Here is a 15704-nt window from a genome sequence, read left to right as displayed (position 1 = left end):
GGCCGGCGAAGCCGTTCTGATCGGCAGAGATCAGAATCCACGGTGCAGGTTTCGGTGGAGATCGATAGCGATGGACAGATGCAATTCAGGCTGCCGGACGGGGCGCCTGCGCCGCAAGCGCTGATCAGGCGTGTCCGGGAGAGCGAACCTCAACTTATTGACCAACTGATCTCAAATGCGGTCGAAAAGCTCAATCAGGAGCTCCAAGCCTGCCTTGCGGTGCATCTCAGTACTCCGGCACCGGTTTACCAACCGCTTGAGGTGTTGTCTGAGTTGCCGGAGGAGCCTGCGAAACCTATCCTGAATGTGCCCGGTTTCTGGGACAGACTGTTCTTGCGTACCCGAAAAAATGGGGAGGAGAATGCACTGCTGCTTCAGCGTTACGATGACGCGATGGAGGAATGGCGCGACGCTGTCCGCGCCTTCGATACATTTGCGGCAGAAGTCAAAGAGCTGAACATACGTGTCCAAGCTGGCGACGTGGACGCACAATCAAAAGCCCTTGAGAGCCGCTTTGGCGATGTTGTTTGGGCGAAGCCGACCGACATACTATTCGACTTCGGTGATGATGCTACGACAATCAGTCTGGACATAGATCTTCCATCTTTGGAGGAATTGCCCGCGCGCGAAGCGCTACCTCCTGCCCGCGGGGTGAACATCCGTTGGAGGCAGCGAAGCAGTGCCCAAATGAGACGTGACTTTTGTTACCTCGCACATGCTACCCTATTTCGGGTTGCTGGGGAGGTGTTCGCAGCGTTACCTCGAGTTCGCCAAGTGACTGTTTCGGGATTTACGCAACAGTTGGATCCATCGAAGGGGCGGGTCAGCGAATTCTACATCCTCTCAGCCAGGATTGAGAGAAGCGGTTGGGAAACGATCAACTTCAGCAATCTTGACGTGATCGATGTGCAGGCAGCACTTGAGTGCTTTCATTTGATCCGTGATATGACCCGGGGAAATGAGTTGCGGGCGATCACGCCTCTTCCCTGACCTCATCCCCCCTTCATCCCCACGCCCCCCACATAAGTCTCCACCACCGCCCGGTCATCGCCCAGCGTCTGCAGGATGAAGAGTTCATCCGCCAGGGAGCGGGCGGTCTCGGCGCGCAGGGCCATTTCGCGGGTGGCGGCGGGGTTGAGGATGATGATGTCGGCTTCCGTGCCGGGCTCCAGCGTGCCGATCCTGTCTGCGAGGGACAGGCTTTCGGCATTGCCTCGGGTGGCCCAGTAGAAGGTCTCATAGGGGTGGAGGCGCTGGCGCTGGAGTTGCAGCACCTTGTAGCCTTCGTCCAGCGTGCGCAGCATGGAATAGGACGTGCCGCCGCCGATATCCGTGGCGATGGCGCTGCGCACGCCCGCGCTGTCCATGCGTGCCTTGTCGAACAGTCCGCTGCCGAGGAAGAGGTTTGACGTGGGGCAGAACACGGCCACCGAACCCGTCTCCCGCATCACGGAAAGCTCCCGGCCGTTCATGTGGATGCAGTGGCCGAGCAGGGTCTTGCGGCCCAGAAGGCCGTAGCGCTCATAGATGGCGAGATAATCCGCATCCTGCGGGTAGAGCTCCAGCGTGTAGCTGATTTCGTTGAGGTTTTCGTTGATGTGGGTCTGCAGGTGGCAGTCCGGAAACTCGCGCAGCAGCGTGCCGGCCGCCTCCAGCTGTTCCGGCGTGGAGGTGATGGCAAAGCGCGGGGTGATGACGTAGAGCGCGCGGCCCCGTCCGTGCCATTTTTCAAGCAGGGCACGGCTGTCGTCATAGGCGCTCTGGGCCGTGTCGCACAGGGCGGCGGGGGCGTTGCGGTCCATCATGGTCTTGCCGCCCAGCATGCGCATGCCGCGCCGCTCCGCCTCCTCGAAATAGGCCTCGACCGAATTGGGGTGGCTGGAGCAATAGGCCACCGCCGTGGTGGTGCCGTGGGCGATGAGCGTGTCGTAGAAGGTGCTGGCGATGCGCGCGCCATGGGCCTTGTCCGCAAAGCGCTGTTCGGCGGGGAAGGTGTGGTCGTTCAGCCAGTCCAGCAGCTGGTCCGCCCAGGAGGCGATCACCTGCGCCTGCGGGAAATGCAGATGCGTGTCGATGAAGCCTGGCAGGATCAAGTGCGGGCGGTGGTCGGTGACGGGCGTCCCTTCCGGCGCCTTTGCGGCCACAGCGGCGAAATCACCCGCAGCGGTGATCAGCCCGTTTTCGATCAGGAGCCCGCCATCCTCATGCACCGCCAGCGCCCCCTCATCGCCCGCGCCCATGGGACGGCGCAGAAACGAAACGGTCCGGCCGCGCAGCAGCTTTGTGGGGGCGTGAGGCAAGGGTCTGATCTCCTGTGTGCGGGCAGATGGGCGGGGCAGCCGGAATAGGGCATTTGGGATTGGGCAGCCAGCCGCCAAACCCTTCCCTTTTAATGAGGGGGAGGGGGCGGCACAAGGGTGGGGGATTGCTTTGCTGTCGTTTAAAGACTACATTTCATCATGCTTGTCCTGAAGCAAACCGAGACATTTCGCAAATGGTGGTCGCGGCTGAAGGATGAGCATGCCCGAGGTGTAATAGCCTCCCGGCTGGACCGGCTTTCGTTCGGGCATGCCGGTGATGTGCGTGCCGTGGGCGATGGCATCAGCGAGCTGCGCATTCATCATGGCCCCGGTTACAGGATCTACTTCATCCGCAATGGCGATGAGTTCGTTCTTCTGATTTGCGGCGGCGACAAGGGATCCCAGGACCGGGACATCAAGGCAGCCAAACGGCTGCTTGCAGAGTGGAAGGCTGGAGATGGTTCACCCGATCAGCACATTTGATCCAGCGGAAGCCCTTGGCTCCGGCGAGGCAATTGCTGCTTTCATGGCAGAAGCCTTCGCATCGGAGGATCCCGCCTATATCGCTCATGCGCTGGGTGTCGTGGCACGGGCCAAGGGCATGAGCCAGATTGCGGCGGAGACGGGCCTTTCCCGGCAGCAGCTCTACCGGTCGTTCAGTGCCAGCGGCAATCCGACATTGCGGACAACTCTGGCGGTGATGAAGGCGCTCGGCGTGCGGCTGACAGCCGAACCCCAGGATCCGGCGGAACGCCAGAGCGCGTGAAAGCTGGCTGACGCACGAAGATGTCTTGATGTTCCGGCAAGGCCTCTTGTTTTCCCGAATGGCTGGGCTAGGGTCGCGGCGCGGGGCAGGCGGCCCCGTGCGTCTGACTTTTCCGGAGTTCCCATGTCTTTCAAGCGTCCCCGTCCGACCGACAATGCGGTGTTCGGCAACAGCGTGACCGGCGGCTCGCATGAGCCCACGTATGGCGGCGTGCTGTCCTTCATGCGCCGGCGTTACAGCCGCGATCTCACGGGCGTGGATGCGGCGGTGCTGGGCATTCCCTTTGATGCCTCGGTGTCCAACCGTCCCGGCGCGCGCTTTGGCCCGCAGGGCGTGCGCCGCGCTTCGGCGATCTTTGATGGCGACCCGCAGTATCCGTTCCATGCCGATCCGTTCGAGGGGCTGGCCGTGGTGGATTACGGCGACTGCGCGTTCGATTATGGCCGCAACGCCGAAATCCCGGGCTGCATCGAGGCGCAGGCGCGCGAGATTCTGGATCAGGACGTGCATCTCTTCTCCATCGGCGGTGACCACTTCGTTACGCTGCCGCTGCTGCGGGCGCATGTGGCCAAGCACGGGCCTCTGGCGCTGGTGCAGTTCGATGCCCATCAGGACACCTGGCCGGATGATGGCGGGCGCATCGACCATGGCACGATTACGGGCCGCGCCGTGCGCGAGGGGCTGATTGACCCCGAAAAGTCGATCCAGATCGGCATCCGCACCCATGCGCCTGAAACCTGCGGCCTTGAGATCCTCTATGGCGAAGAGGTCGAGCTGCTCGGCGTCAATGGCGTCGTGGAGATGATCCGCGACCGGGTGGGCGATGCCAAGGCCTACATGACCTTCGACATCGACTGCCTCGACCCGGCCTTTGCGCCGGGCACGGGCACACCGGTGGCGGGCGGGCTCACCTCGCGCGAAGCGCTGATGATCCTGCGCCGCCTCGGGCCGCTCAATTTCGTTGGCGGCGACGTGGTGGAAGTGGCGCCGGCCTATGACCACGCCGACATCACCTCCATCGCCGGCGCCAGTGTGGCCCAGCATTACCTCGGGCTGCTGGCTGAAAAGAAGCGGCAGGGGTGAGGTGATGCTGTGGCCTGGCGGCGGTTCACAAGGCTGGGACGGGGCGGAGAATGCATCTGCGCAGATGGAAGCACCAGCGTGCCGCATATCCGGCGTCGCCCAGGGCGGAGCGAAGCGCAGACCCGGGGACCACTCGTTTGCAGAGTGGTGAGGTGAACGGCAGCAGGCACCACGGGCACATGAGATCTGCTAAGACCAGCTCTCGATGAGTTTGCCTCATCGAGAGCTGGTCAAGCCCGTGCGGCGCCTGCGCAATTTCAAGCCGTGATGAGTCAGCGTCTCGGCGCCTTGGTATGAGCGTCAGCTCCCGAGGGGGTGGCATCTCTCTGCGAGCGAGTAGGCCCCGGCTCAAAAGGCCGGGGCGACGCTGCGGTAAGGGGTAATGCCGTGCGGACAGCCGCTGACCGCGCAGCTCTTATCCGTGCTTGCGGTTGAACAAGCCGGAGGGGCTGCTGTTGTCGTTTTGCGGGGTCAGGGACCAGGCCTTGTAGAGCGGGTGGCTGTCCTTCATCCGCGCGTAGAGCTTTGTCATCTGATGCAGGAAGGCCATCTTGCCGGCATAGGTGAGGGCAGCGCCGCCAAGCGTCAGAGCCAGCATGTTTTCCGCAGCGCCCCACAGCGCCAGAATGAAACCGGCGCCGGCCAGCAGAGACAGGGCGAGCGCGGTGCGGGACATTTCCTGCGGGATCGGCACGAACATGCGGTTCAGCCAGATCCGCTCGCCAAAGGTGGCGCGCACGTGCCAGCGGTCCGTGCGGCGGGGCGGTGGAAACAGGCGCGGATTGAGCCAGAGCCAGATCAGCACGAGGCCGGTGGCCGCCAGTGCGCCGGGCAGGCCGATCATGCTGTGGCTCCACACGGCCAGCAGCAGCACCGGCAGGGTGGCAAAGCGGGTCCACACGCTCCAGCCGCTGGCGTGGCGCTGCCAGACCTTCGCATTCATGCCGAGCCAGCGGATCTGTCCGGCCGGCATGACGGCGGGACGGATGCGGGTGTTCCCCGCCTGCGGCCTCAATTGCCTTGCGTTTTCCATCGTCTTGACGGCGTGCCCCGAAACCGCTCCCTGAGCATCTGCCGCGCCCATTGCGCGGCAGCAATCCGATCCTCCGGATCAGGCCTTTATCTTAACGTAAGTTCCCGGTGCGTCACCCAGGATTTTCACCCGGTGCGCGCCCGGCTTGCGGGCCTTCACCGTGCTGCCGTCCTGCTGGCGCAGCCAGGCATCCCAATGCGGCCACCAGGAGCCGGGGTGTTCCACCGCCGTCTTCAGCCAGTCCTCGTAGGCACCTTCCGGCTTGCCGCCGGTCCAGTACTGGTACTTGCCGCGTGCGGGCGGATTGACCACACCGGCGATGTGCCCGGAGCCGGAAAGGATGTAGTCCACCGGCCCGCCGAAGCAGGACGAGCCCTTGAACACCGAATGCGGCGGGGCGATGTGGTCTTCCTTCGTCGCCAGATTATAGACCGGAATGGTGACCTTCTTCAGGTCCAGCTTCTGGCCGCCGATCTCCATCTTGCCCTTGGAGAGGTTGTTCTCCAGATAGCAGTTGCGCAGGTAGAAGGAGTGGTTCGCCGCCGGCATGCGGGTGGAGTCGGAGTTCCAGAACAACAGGTCGAAGGGGAAGGGCTCCTTGCCGCGCAGGTAGTTGTTGACCACGTAGGGCCAGATCAGATCGTTGGAGCGCAGCATGTTGAAGGCGGACGCCATCTTCGAGCCGTCCAGATAGCCGCGCTCGGCCATCCGCTTTTCCAGAATGGCGATCTGCTCCTCGTCCACGAAGACCTTCAGATCGCCGGCATAGGTGAAATCCACCTGCGTGGTGAAGAAGGTGGCCGAAGCGATACGGTCATCACCGGTGGCGGCCATATAGGCCAGCGTCACGGCCAGCAGCGTGCCGCCGACGCAATAGCCGATGGCGTTGACCTTGGTTTCCTTCGTGGTCTTGGCGATCACGTCCAGCGTGCTCAGAATGCCTTCGCGCATGTAATGCTCGAAGCTCTTCTGCGCCTGATGCTCATCCGGGTTGATCCAGGAGATGACAAAGACCGTGTGGCCCTGATCCACCGCCCATTTGATGTAGGACTTCTCCGGCGTCAGATCGAGAATGTAGAACTTGTTGATCCAGGGCGGCACGATCAGCAGCGGGCGCTTCAGCACGGTTTCCGTGGCTGGATCGTACTGGATCACCTCGCATACGTCATTGCGGGCGATGACCTTGCCCGGCGTGAGAGCGAGGTTCTTGCCAAGGGCAAACTTGCTGGCGTCGGTCTGGCGGATCTTGATGTCGCCGTGCCCGGCCTTGATGTCTTCGGCCAGAAATTCCATGCCGCGGGCGAGGTTCTCGCCGTTGGAGGCCAGTGTTTCCTTCAGCAGCGCCGGGTTGGTCAGCACGAAATTGGACGGAGACAGCGCATTTGACAGCTGCTGGACGTAGAAATCGGCCTTGTGCTTCGTGTGCTCGTCCAGCCCCTCGGCCTCGCTCACCATGGACTGGGCCCAGTTGCTGGTGATCAGATAGAGCTGCTTGAGGAAATCGAAGAACTGGTTCTCGTTCCAGTCCGGGTCCTCGAAGCGCTTGTCGCGCGGCGGGGGCGTGACGGCGGGCTGCGAAGGCTCGCCCATCATGCGCTTGAGGGAGGAGTTCCACAGATTGATGTAGCCGCCCCACAGCCGCGACTGGGCGTCGATGGCGCGCTGGGGATCGGACATCCAGTATTCGCCGACCTGCGCCAGCGTCTTGACGACGGAGGTCAGCTCATCCGGGGTCTGGGACGAGGCTTCCCCCTTCTCGCGGGGCTCCAGATAGGCGGCCAAAGCCTTGCCGCCGTTCTCCATCATCTTCGCCAGATTCTGCGCAAAGGCTTCCGGATTGTTGACGATGTACTGCATGACCGGATTGTTCTGTTCGTCTGCGTTCCGGCGGTCATCTGCCATGTCAGGGTTCCCCTCCCTATCGGACTGCTTTTTCTCTGCGCTGCCGGCCTTGCGGCTTTTTGGGCTGCTTTGCTGCGTTCATTATCAATGTTGCCGTTCCGATTTATGACACGGAATGGATCAAGGGCGAACGCTGATTTCTAGCATAATCAACTGATGCTGGCGGGAAATCCGAAAAACACCGGATTGGCGAGTGACCGCGAGCCGTTCGCGGGGTTATAAGCGGCCAGATGTTTTGCGCGCTGGCCCTGGTGCCGTGCGCCTTCCGGAGGTTTGAGACGGTGAGAGCGATTGCGGCTTTGGGTGTGGTGGTGCTGTTGGGCGGCTGCGCAAGCGAGCCGGATACGTCCGTTTTCAGCATGGTGAGCGCGCCCGTTACCGGAGCGCGCCCGCAGAATTCCCTGCCGCCTCTGCCGCCGACGATTGCGCAGGACGGGGAAGACGTCTCCGGCGTGCTGGACAGCGAGGCGCGTGAGGCGAATCTGGAACGGCTGAAGAAACTGTCCGAGGCACGGGCCGCCGCGGCGGGACGCAATGGCACGTCAGCGTCCGCGGCCGAGCTGGCGCGCCTGCGCGATGCCCATGGCAAGGCGGCGCTTCAGGAAATTGAAGGGCAGTAAGTCAAGAAGGCGCCAGGGTGCTGACGCCTCACGCCTTGAAGAGGTTCAGGCGCCATTCGGGCTTGGCCGGGTTCCGGTGAGGCCTGCGCATGGCGGGCTGTTGAGGGAACACTGTCATAAGCCACCAAAAAAACACGGCGCAGGCCCTTGAAGGTGCGTGCGCAAGTGAAGTGGTGCTGATAAGAAGAGCGCCACACAGCAACTGGCCGCATGCGCCTCTTGCTGCGTCTGACCAGGTGGTCAGCGAATCTGGCGGGAAACAACCGCCGGATGTGTTCGGCTAGCAGCAGAGGAACGCGAGGCCCGCGCCATGGAAGAGTTTCACAAGACCCGCAGACTGCCCCCTTACGTCTTCGAGCAGGTCAACAAGCTCAAGGCGGCGGCACGAGCGCAGGGCGCGGACATCATCGACCTTGGCATGGGCAACCCGGATCTGCCGACGCCCCCGCATATCGTCGAGAAGCTGACCGAAGTGGTGCAGGACCCGCGCACCCACCGTTATTCCGCCTCCAAGGGCATCACCGGCCTGCGCAAGGCCCAGGCAGCCTACTATGAGCGCCGATTCGGCGTGAAGCTGAACCCGAACACCCAGGTGGTGGCGACGCTCGGCTCCAAGGAAGGCTTTGCCAACATGGCCCAGGCGATCACCGCGCCGGGCGATGTGGTGCTGAGCCCCAACCCCAGCTACCCGATCCACACCTTCGGCTTCCTGATGGCCGGTGCCGCGATCCGCGCGATTCCCGCCGAGCCGGGACCGGAAGTGTTCCACGCGCTGGAGCGTGCGGTCATCCACTCGGTGCCCAAGCCGATTGCCGTGATCATGTGCTATCCGGCGAACCCGACCGCCTATGTGGCGGATCTGGAGTTCTACAAGGATGTGGTGGCCTTTGCGCGCAAGCACGACATCTTCATCCTGTCGGATCTGGCTTATTCCGAGATCTATTTCGGTGATACGCCGCCGCCTTCCATGCTGCAGGTGCCGGGCGCCATCGAGGTGACGGCGGAGTTCACCTCCCTGTCAAAGACCTTCTCCATGCCGGGCTGGCGTGTCGGCTTTGCCGTCGGCAACGAGCGGCTTCTGGCGGCGCTTGCCCGCGTCAAGTCCTACCTCGATTACGGCGCCTTCACGCCGATCCAGGTGGCGGCAACGGCTGCGCTCAACGGGCCGGAAGACTGCATCGTGGAGATGCGCAACACCTACAAGCGCCGCCGCGATGTGCTGGTGGAAAGCTTCGGCCGCGCCGGCTGGGATATTCCGGCTCCGGAAGCCAGCATGTTCGCCTGGGCGCCGATCCCGGAGAAGTTCCGCTCGCTCGGCAGCCTCGAATTCTCCAAGCTGCTGCTGGAGAAGGCGGAGATCGCCGTCGCACCGGGCATCGGCTTCGGTGAATATGGCGATGACTATGTGCGCATCGGCCTCGTCGAAAACGAGAAGCGCCTGCGTCAGGCTGCACGCAACCTGCGCCGTTTCCTTGAAACGGCGGATGAAACGTTGCACAACGTCGTGCCGGTCAGCGCGGCGCGCTGACCTTCTCACAGGCCGGGGGTGCCCGGCACCCGGACTAAACCGGCTGGCGCCCCGCGGCGGGCGCTGGCCCTCATCAACCGGAACATATCGTCAATGGCTTCAGCTTTGAGACTTGGTGTCGCGGGATTGGGAACGGTCGGAGCTTCGCTCATCCGTCTCCTGTCCAAGAATGGGGATGCATTGGCCCGCAAGTGCGGGCGTCCCGTTGTCCTGACTGCGGTGACCGCAAGGGACAAGACCCGTGACCGCGGCCTTGATCTCACTGGTGTCACCTGGTTCGACGATGCGGCCGAAATGGCGCGCTCGGCCGATGTGGATGTTGTGGTGGAACTGATCGGCGGCGCCTCCGGTGCGGCCGAAGCCTGCGTCCGTGCCGCGCTCACCTCCGGCAAGCACGTGATCACCGCCAACAAGGCGCTGCTGGCCGCCCATGGCGTGGAACTGGCCGGGATCGCCGAAAAGGCCGGTGTCTCGCTCAACTACGAAGCGGCGGTTGCGGGCGGCATTCCCATCGTCAAGACCCTGCGCGAGGCGATGGCGGGCAATTCCGTCACCCGCGTCTATGGCATTCTCAACGGCACCTGCAATTACATCCTGACCCGGATGGAGCGCGAGGGCCTGTCCTTTGCCGAGTGCCTCGCCGATGCGCAGCGCCTTGGCTATGCGGAAGCGGATCCCACCTTCGACATCGAAGGCAACGACACGGCGCACAAGCTGGCGCTGCTGACGAGCCTTGCCTTCGGCTGCAAGATCAGCGCCGACGACATTTATCTGGAAGGCATCAGCTCCATCACCACCGCCGACATCAAGGCGGCCGACGAGCTCGGTTACCGGATCAAGCTTCTGGGCGTCGCTCAGGTGACCGAAAGCGGCATCGAGCAGCGCGTGCACCCGACCATGGTGCCGAAGACCTCGGCCATTGCCCGCATCGACGGCGTGCTGAATGCCGTCGCGGTGGATGGCGACTTTGTCGGCGGCGTCGTGCTGGTCGGTCCCGGTGCGGGCGGCAATGCCACGGCATCCTCCGTTGCCTCGGATATTGCCGACATCGCCCGCGGTGACATTGCCCCGGCGCTGGGTGCGCCGAGCAACGTGCTCACCGACTACAAGCGCGCGGGCATGCGCATGCATGAGGGCGGCTATTACATCCGCCTGTCCGTGTTTGACCGTCCGGGTGCCTTTGCGACGATCGCGCGCTGCATGGCGGATGCGGATATCTCGTTGGAATCCATCGTCCAGCGCCGCCGCCGTGCGCCGGGCAGTGGCCTTAATGGTGCCGAAACCGAGGTGCATGAAGCTCAGCCTGTCATATTGATCACGTATGAGACCTCCGAGACGGCTGTCCGTCAGGCGCTGGAGTCCATCGAGGCCAAGGGCGTGGTGGCTGACCGGCCGCAGATGATCCGCATCGAGAAACTGTCTTAAGCCCATCCCGTGAGGATGGTCCCATTCATGTGTTCAGGGGATTGCAATGCCGAAGAAAGAAACCGCAGCCTCAAGCTCGCTTGACCGCATTCTGACGCTGGAACTGGCCCGCGTGACCGAGCGTGCAGCCGTTGCAGCTGCCCGCCTGCGTGGCCACGGCGATGAAATGGCTGCCGACCAGGCCGCCGTGGACGCCATGCGCCGGGAGCTGAACAACCTGCCGATCGACGGCACGGTGGTGATCGGCGAGGGCGAGCGTGACGAAGCACCGATGCTCTACATCGGCGAGGAAGTCGGCACCAAGCAGGGCCCGAAGGTGGATATCGCCCTCGACCCGCTGGAAGGCACCACCATCTGCGCCAAGAACCTGCCGAACTCGCTGGCCGTCATCGCGCTGGCCCCGGCAGGCGGCCTGCTGAACGCGCCGGACAGCTACATGGAGAAGCTGGCCATCGGGCCCGGCTATCCGGCCGGCATCATCGACCTTGATGCCCCGATTGCCGAAAACCTTGCCAATGTGGCCAAGGCCAAGGGCGTGAAGATCTCCGAAATCACCGCCTGCGTGCTTGACCGTCCGCGTCATGCCCGCCTGATCGAGGACATCCGCGCCACCGGCGCTGCGATCCGCCTGATTGGCGATGGTGACGTGGCTGGTGTCATCCACACCACCGACCCGGAAGAGACCGGCATCGACATCTACGCCGGCATCGGCGGCGCGCCGGAAGGCGTGCTGGCGGCTGCAGCCCTGCGCTGCATCGGCGGCCAGATGCAGGGCCGTCTCGTCATCACCCGCGACGAGCAGGTGGAACGCGCCCACCGCATGGGCATTTCCGACATCAAGCGCAAGTATCAGCTTGAGGAGATGGCTTGCGGCGACGTTCTGTTTGCGGCCACCGGCGTGACCGATGGCAACTTCCTGCAGGGCGTGCGCTTCGGCCGCGAACGCATCACCACCCACACCGTGGTCATGCGCTCTTCGACGGGCACCGTGCGTTACATCAAGGCCCAGCATACCCAGGTCGAAAAGTTCCATCTGGACTGAGCTGGAGGGCAGGGCGTGACAGGTGCCGGACCTATTGCAGGTGCCGCTTCGGAGACCGGGCGCACCGTGCTGGGCGTGACACGTTCTGCAAACGGACAGATCTGGCGTGAGCGGCTGACACAGGCGCAGTCGCTCACCGCCCTTGCCATGGCGCAGCGCTTCGGCCTTGCCGATGTGATCGCCCGCGTCATGGCGGCCCGCGATGTGGCGCTGGAGGAGGCGGAAGCCTTTCTCGATCCGACGCTGAAGGGGCTGATGCCGGACCCTTCCAGCCTTGTTCACATGGATGAGGCGGTGGCGCGGGTGGCCGATGCCGTCCAGTCCGGCACCCGCATTGCCATCTTCGGCGATTATGATGTGGACGGCGCCACGTCCTCCGCGCTGCTCTCCCGCTATCTGGCCGAGGTGGGGCAGGAAGCGGTGATCCATATTCCCGACCGCATCATCGAAGGCTACGGCCCCAACGGCCCGGCCATCGAGGCGCTGCACCATGATGGGGCGCGGCTGCTGGTGACCGTCGATTGCGGCAGCACCTCCTTCGAGGCATTCGAGACGGCGGCGCGACTGGGGCTGGATGTGGTGGTGATCGACCATCACCAGTGCGGCGTGGAACTGCCGCAGGTGCGGGCGCTGGTCAATCCGAACCGGCAGGACGACCTGTCGGGGCAGGGGCATCTGGCAGCCGTTGGCGTCACGTTCCTGTTTCTCGTCGGCCTCAACCGCGAACTGCGCCGGCGCGGCGCCTTTGCCGGACGCCGGGAGCCGGACCTTCTGGCGCTGCTCGATCTCGTTGCCCTTGGCACGGTCTGCGATGTGGTGCCGCTCAAGGGCCTGAACCGCGCCTACGTCACCAAGGGCCTCATTTCCATGCATGCCCGCTCCAACCCCGGCCTTGCGGCGCTGGCGGATGTGGCGCGGGTGGGCGGCAAGCCGTCCTCCTATCATCTGGGCTTCCTGCTTGGGCCGCGCATCAACGCGGGCGGGCGCATCGGCGATGCCGCCCTTGGAGCACGCCTTCTGACCACCCGTGACAGCGCGCAGGCCCGCGCCATTGCAGAACAGCTGGACCGGCTGAATGCCGAGCGGCAGGCGATGGAAGCGGTGATGCTGGAAGAAGGCGATGCACAGGCCGTCATCCGCATCCAGGCTGAAGATCCTGCGGTGCTGCTGACCGGATCGGACGGCTGGCATCCGGGTATTGTCGGGCTGATTGCCTCGCGCCTCAAGGAAAGCCACCGCCGTCCCGCCTTTGCCATCGCCTATGACGCCAGCGGCAAGGGCACCGGCTCCGGCCGGTCCATCCCCGGCGTGGATCTGGGCCGGGCCGTGCGCAAGGCGGTGGAAGAGGGGCTGCTGGAAAAAGGCGGCGGCCATGCCATGGCAGCGGGCCTGACCGTGCGGCGCGAGCGGGAAGGGGAGCTGACCGCCTTCTTCAACGAGATGCTGCGCGAGGACGTGGAGGTCGCCAGCGCCAGCCGCGAGATGAAGGTGGATGCGGCGCTGACGGCCGGCGGGGCAACGATCGAGCTGCTGAACAAGCTGGAACTGGCCGGACCATTCGGTGCGGGCCATCCCGAGCCGGTGTTTGCCTTTCCGTCCCACCGCATTTCCTATGCGGATGTGGTCGGCAACGGCCATGTGCGGGCAACGCTGGCCGGTGCCGATGGCCAGACACTGAAGGGCATTGCCTTCAAGGCGGCGGAAAAGCCATTTGGCGAAGCGCTGCTGGCTGGACGGGGCAAGACGCTGCATGTGGCGGGCAGCCTCTCCATCGACACCTGGCAGGGCGCGCAGCGGGTGCAGCTGCGCATTCTGGATGTGGCGGACCCGCAGGTGAACCGGCTGTGAGGGACCTGCGCGCAGCATAGGGCACGCGGGGGCAGGTTTTGCGTTTTTCTGCCCCATTCGCAGGGCATTAACCATGCCGTAAGGGGCACGCGGTAGAGTCATCTGGCTGAAGGATACAGCGCGGGGATCTGATGAAGAGCCAGGACGAACTCAGAGCGGTGTTTGCGGAACTGGACCGTTCCGCCGATCGGGCGCTCGCTGGCCTTGCCAAGGTCCGCGCTGGCGTGGATGCCGATCCTGCACCGCTGCCGTCCTCCTTCATCCCCGTGCCCCTGCAGGAATGCCTGGCAGTCGCGGCCCTGCTCAGCCTGTTCAAGCTGGGCATCCCGGGCTGAACGCCCGCAGATCACGTTTCCGTCTCTTTACCAGCGCTCTTAAATCGGTCATGCAGAAGGGGTAAGTTTGCCCCGCAACAGCATATGGACCGGCCATGACTGACTTTCCGATTGCCCTTTGCGCCTTCAATCTCGGCTTCGCACCGGCCTCACCGGCGGAGTATGTGGCCGCCATTGAAGCCCGCATGCAGCGGGCAAAGGAGGGCGGTGCACGGCTTCTGATGCTGCCGGAATATGCCATTGAGGCCTGCCTCTCGTTCAAGCCGGACGGACTTGCGCCAACATCCGAACTGGCCTTCATGGCTGGCGTTGCACAGGAAATTGCGCCGCAACTGGCGGATCTGCCGCGCAAATACGGCCTTTCGCTTCTGGCAGGGTCAACTCCCTGGCCCGCCGAAGACGGCGGTTTCACCAACCGGGCCTGGCTTTACACCCCGGAAGGAGAAGCCCATTCCCACGACAAGCTGGCGCTGACGCCCTTCGAAAAGGATCCGGAAAGCTGGACGCTCAAGCCCGGCAAGCGGCTGAAGGTGTTCGAGCTGGAGGGTGTGCGCATGGCCATGCTCATCTGCCTCGATGTGGAAATGCCGGCGCTGTCCTGCCTGCTGGCGCCGGAAAAGATCGACCTGCTGCTGGTGCCCTCCATGACATCGCAGCTTTCGGGCTATCACCGGGTGTTCGATTGCGCCAAGGCGCGGGCCGTGGAACTGATGACCTGCGTTGCGGTCTGCGGCGTGACGGGCGCTTCCACCGGCACGACACAGAACGATACCAATATCTCAGGCGCGACGCTGTTTACCCCTTGCGAGGCGGAGCTTGGCTTCACGGGCATTGCGGCGACGCTCGCGCCCACGGGCGGCACTGCCGGAGAAGAGCCCTTCCTGATCGTCCATCCGCCGCTTGATGCCGTACGCCAGTTGCGTGCCGGCGGGGCCGAGGTCTGGCCGGGAAGCTGGAGCGCGGAGGGAATCACCCTGGAGCGTGAGGATCTCAACGCCTGACGGCATGGCGCCGGAAGTGCAGAAAGCTGCGCTTCCGGAATGCTGCGAAGCGCGCGTTTTCGAGTTAGCCGGCAAATTTTTCGAATTTTTGAAGCTGACTTTACGGAATGTCGCATTATGGGCGTCATTCTGTCTGAGCATGCCTTGACTTGCCGGTTCGAATGAACATTTCTTAAGGGCGAGAGTTTTAATTTGAGCCTTTAAGGGTGGTGTTTCGTCCCTGTCAGGCCTCCTCTTTCACACGGTTGAGGGAAAGGACGTCCGATGGTGGACAGTGCGACCTCATATCTGGACCCGGCAGTGACGTCCCAGTCTACCACACAGCGTCTGTGGGGCCTTCTGCGTGGCCTCTTCCTGCGCCCGGCACGGCTGCAGATTGCGGCGCTGTGCCATCGTGTGCGCAACGGCCAGCTGGAGGTGCTGCTGGTGGCCTCACGCGGCACCAAGCGCTGGATCCTGCCGAAGGGCTGGCCGGAGCTGGACCACAGATCACACCGCACCGCGATGATCGAAGCCTTTGAAGAGGCGGGCGTGACCGGAAAGGTCTCGCAGGAGCCCTATGGCCGTTTCCGTTCCACCAAGGGCCTCGACAGCGGCCTGCGCGTCGATACCGATGTGCTCGTCTTTCTGATCGAGGCGCAGGCACAGGCCGAGGACTATCCCGAGGCGGGCGAGCGGGAATGCCGCTGGCTGCCGGTTGCCGAAGCGATCAAGCTGGCCAGCGAGCCGGGTCTGGTGGATATCCTGAAGCGGCTAGAGCGCGACCGGGTTACAGCTGCCTGAAAATCTGCAATAACGGCGCCAATTCATGAAAAACCTGT

At 63.7% G+C, this 15704-nt stretch carries 15 protein-coding genes; 12 read left to right on the top strand and 3 right to left on the bottom strand.

What is annotated here, in order from left to right:
- Nucleotides 1–54: 54 nt before the first annotated feature.
- Nucleotides 55–990 (top strand): hypothetical protein, encoded by a 936-nt coding sequence (locus ACVNHC_RS13595; RefSeq protein WP_457167726.1) that lies wholly within the window; start codon nt 55–57, stop codon nt 988–990.
- Between the two features lie 2 nt (nt 991–992).
- Here ACVNHC_RS13595 and guaD read toward each other — a convergent pair whose 3' ends face one another.
- Nucleotides 993–2300 (bottom strand): guanine deaminase, encoded by a 1308-nt coding sequence (gene guaD, locus ACVNHC_RS13590; RefSeq protein WP_457167572.1) that lies wholly within the window; start codon nt 2298–2300, stop codon nt 993–995.
- A gap of 159 nt (nt 2301–2459) precedes the next feature.
- Between guaD and ACVNHC_RS13585 the strand changes: the two genes are divergently transcribed.
- The 3 genes from ACVNHC_RS13585 to speB all read left to right on the top strand — a co-directional run bounded on the left by ACVNHC_RS13585 (nt 2460) and on the right by speB (nt 4149).
- Nucleotides 2460–2783 (top strand): type II toxin-antitoxin system RelE/ParE family toxin, encoded by a 324-nt coding sequence (locus tag ACVNHC_RS13585; RefSeq protein ID WP_457167571.1) that lies wholly within the window; start codon nt 2460–2462, stop codon nt 2781–2783.
- Nucleotides 2758–3066 (top strand): addiction module antidote protein, encoded by a 309-nt coding sequence (locus ACVNHC_RS13580; protein WP_094461907.1) that lies wholly within the window; start codon nt 2758–2760, stop codon nt 3064–3066. The genes ACVNHC_RS13585 and ACVNHC_RS13580 overlap by 26 nt, the downstream gene beginning before the upstream one ends.
- Nucleotides 3067–3189: 123 nt before the next feature.
- A complete protein-coding gene (gene speB, locus ACVNHC_RS13575) occupies nt 3190–4149 on the top strand; it encodes an agmatinase (protein WP_457167570.1) in 960 nt (319 codons plus the stop codon).
- 415 nt (nt 4150–4564) lie between these two features.
- On the opposite strand, the gene ACVNHC_RS13570 is transcribed toward speB, so the two are convergent.
- Nucleotides 4565–5233, bottom strand: a complete 669-nt coding sequence (locus tag ACVNHC_RS13570) for a DUF6653 family protein (protein ID WP_457167569.1) — start codon at nt 5231–5233, stop codon at nt 4565–4567.
- 27 nt (nt 5234–5260) lie between these two features.
- The gene (locus ACVNHC_RS13565; RefSeq protein ID WP_050472773.1) at nt 5261–7084 is read right to left on the bottom strand and encodes a PHA/PHB synthase family protein; all 1824 of its coding nucleotides are present in this window, start codon (nt 7082–7084) and stop codon (nt 5261–5263) included.
- 281 nt (nt 7085–7365) lie between these two features.
- Between ACVNHC_RS13565 and ACVNHC_RS13560 the strand changes: the two genes are divergently transcribed.
- From ACVNHC_RS13560 to ACVNHC_RS13525, 8 genes are all read left to right on the top strand, one after another.
- Nucleotides 7366–7704 carry a hypothetical protein gene (locus ACVNHC_RS13560; protein WP_457167568.1) on the top strand — a complete coding sequence of 113 codons (339 nt, stop codon included), beginning with the start codon at nt 7366–7368 and terminating at the stop codon, nt 7702–7704.
- 310 nt (nt 7705–8014) lie between these two features.
- The gene (locus ACVNHC_RS13555; protein ID WP_457167567.1) at nt 8015–9232 is read left to right on the top strand and encodes an LL-diaminopimelate aminotransferase; all 1218 of its coding nucleotides are present in this window, start codon (nt 8015–8017) and stop codon (nt 9230–9232) included.
- A 93-nt stretch (nt 9233–9325) separates the two neighbouring features.
- Nucleotides 9326–10657 (top strand): homoserine dehydrogenase, encoded by a 1332-nt coding sequence (locus ACVNHC_RS13550; RefSeq protein ID WP_026355763.1) that lies wholly within the window; start codon nt 9326–9328, stop codon nt 10655–10657.
- 46 nt (nt 10658–10703) lie between these two features.
- Nucleotides 10704–11699 (top strand): class II fructose-bisphosphatase, encoded by a 996-nt coding sequence (gene glpX, locus ACVNHC_RS13545; protein WP_019964810.1) that lies wholly within the window; start codon nt 10704–10706, stop codon nt 11697–11699.
- 15 nt (nt 11700–11714) lie between these two features.
- Nucleotides 11715–13547, top strand: a complete 1833-nt coding sequence (gene recJ, locus ACVNHC_RS13540; RefSeq protein WP_457167566.1) for a single-stranded-DNA-specific exonuclease RecJ — start codon at nt 11715–11717, stop codon at nt 13545–13547.
- A gap of 131 nt (nt 13548–13678) precedes the next feature.
- Nucleotides 13679–13882 carry a hypothetical protein gene (locus ACVNHC_RS13535; protein ID WP_457167565.1) on the top strand — a complete coding sequence of 68 codons (204 nt, stop codon included), beginning with the start codon at nt 13679–13681 and terminating at the stop codon, nt 13880–13882.
- A 95-nt stretch (nt 13883–13977) separates the two neighbouring features.
- A complete protein-coding gene (locus tag ACVNHC_RS13530; RefSeq protein ID WP_457167564.1) occupies nt 13978–14883 on the top strand; it encodes a nitrilase-related carbon-nitrogen hydrolase in 906 nt (301 codons plus the stop codon).
- A 264-nt stretch (nt 14884–15147) separates the two neighbouring features.
- Entirely contained in the window at nt 15148–15666 is a 519-nt protein-coding gene (locus ACVNHC_RS13525) for an NUDIX hydrolase (RefSeq protein WP_019964806.1), read from the top strand.
- Nucleotides 15667–15704: the final 38 nt, after the last annotated feature.

Source organism: Pannonibacter sp. Q-1 (assembly GCF_054073275.1).
Note: the sequence above shows the minus strand (reverse complement) of the source record. Positions and strands in the feature narration are given on the sequence as shown.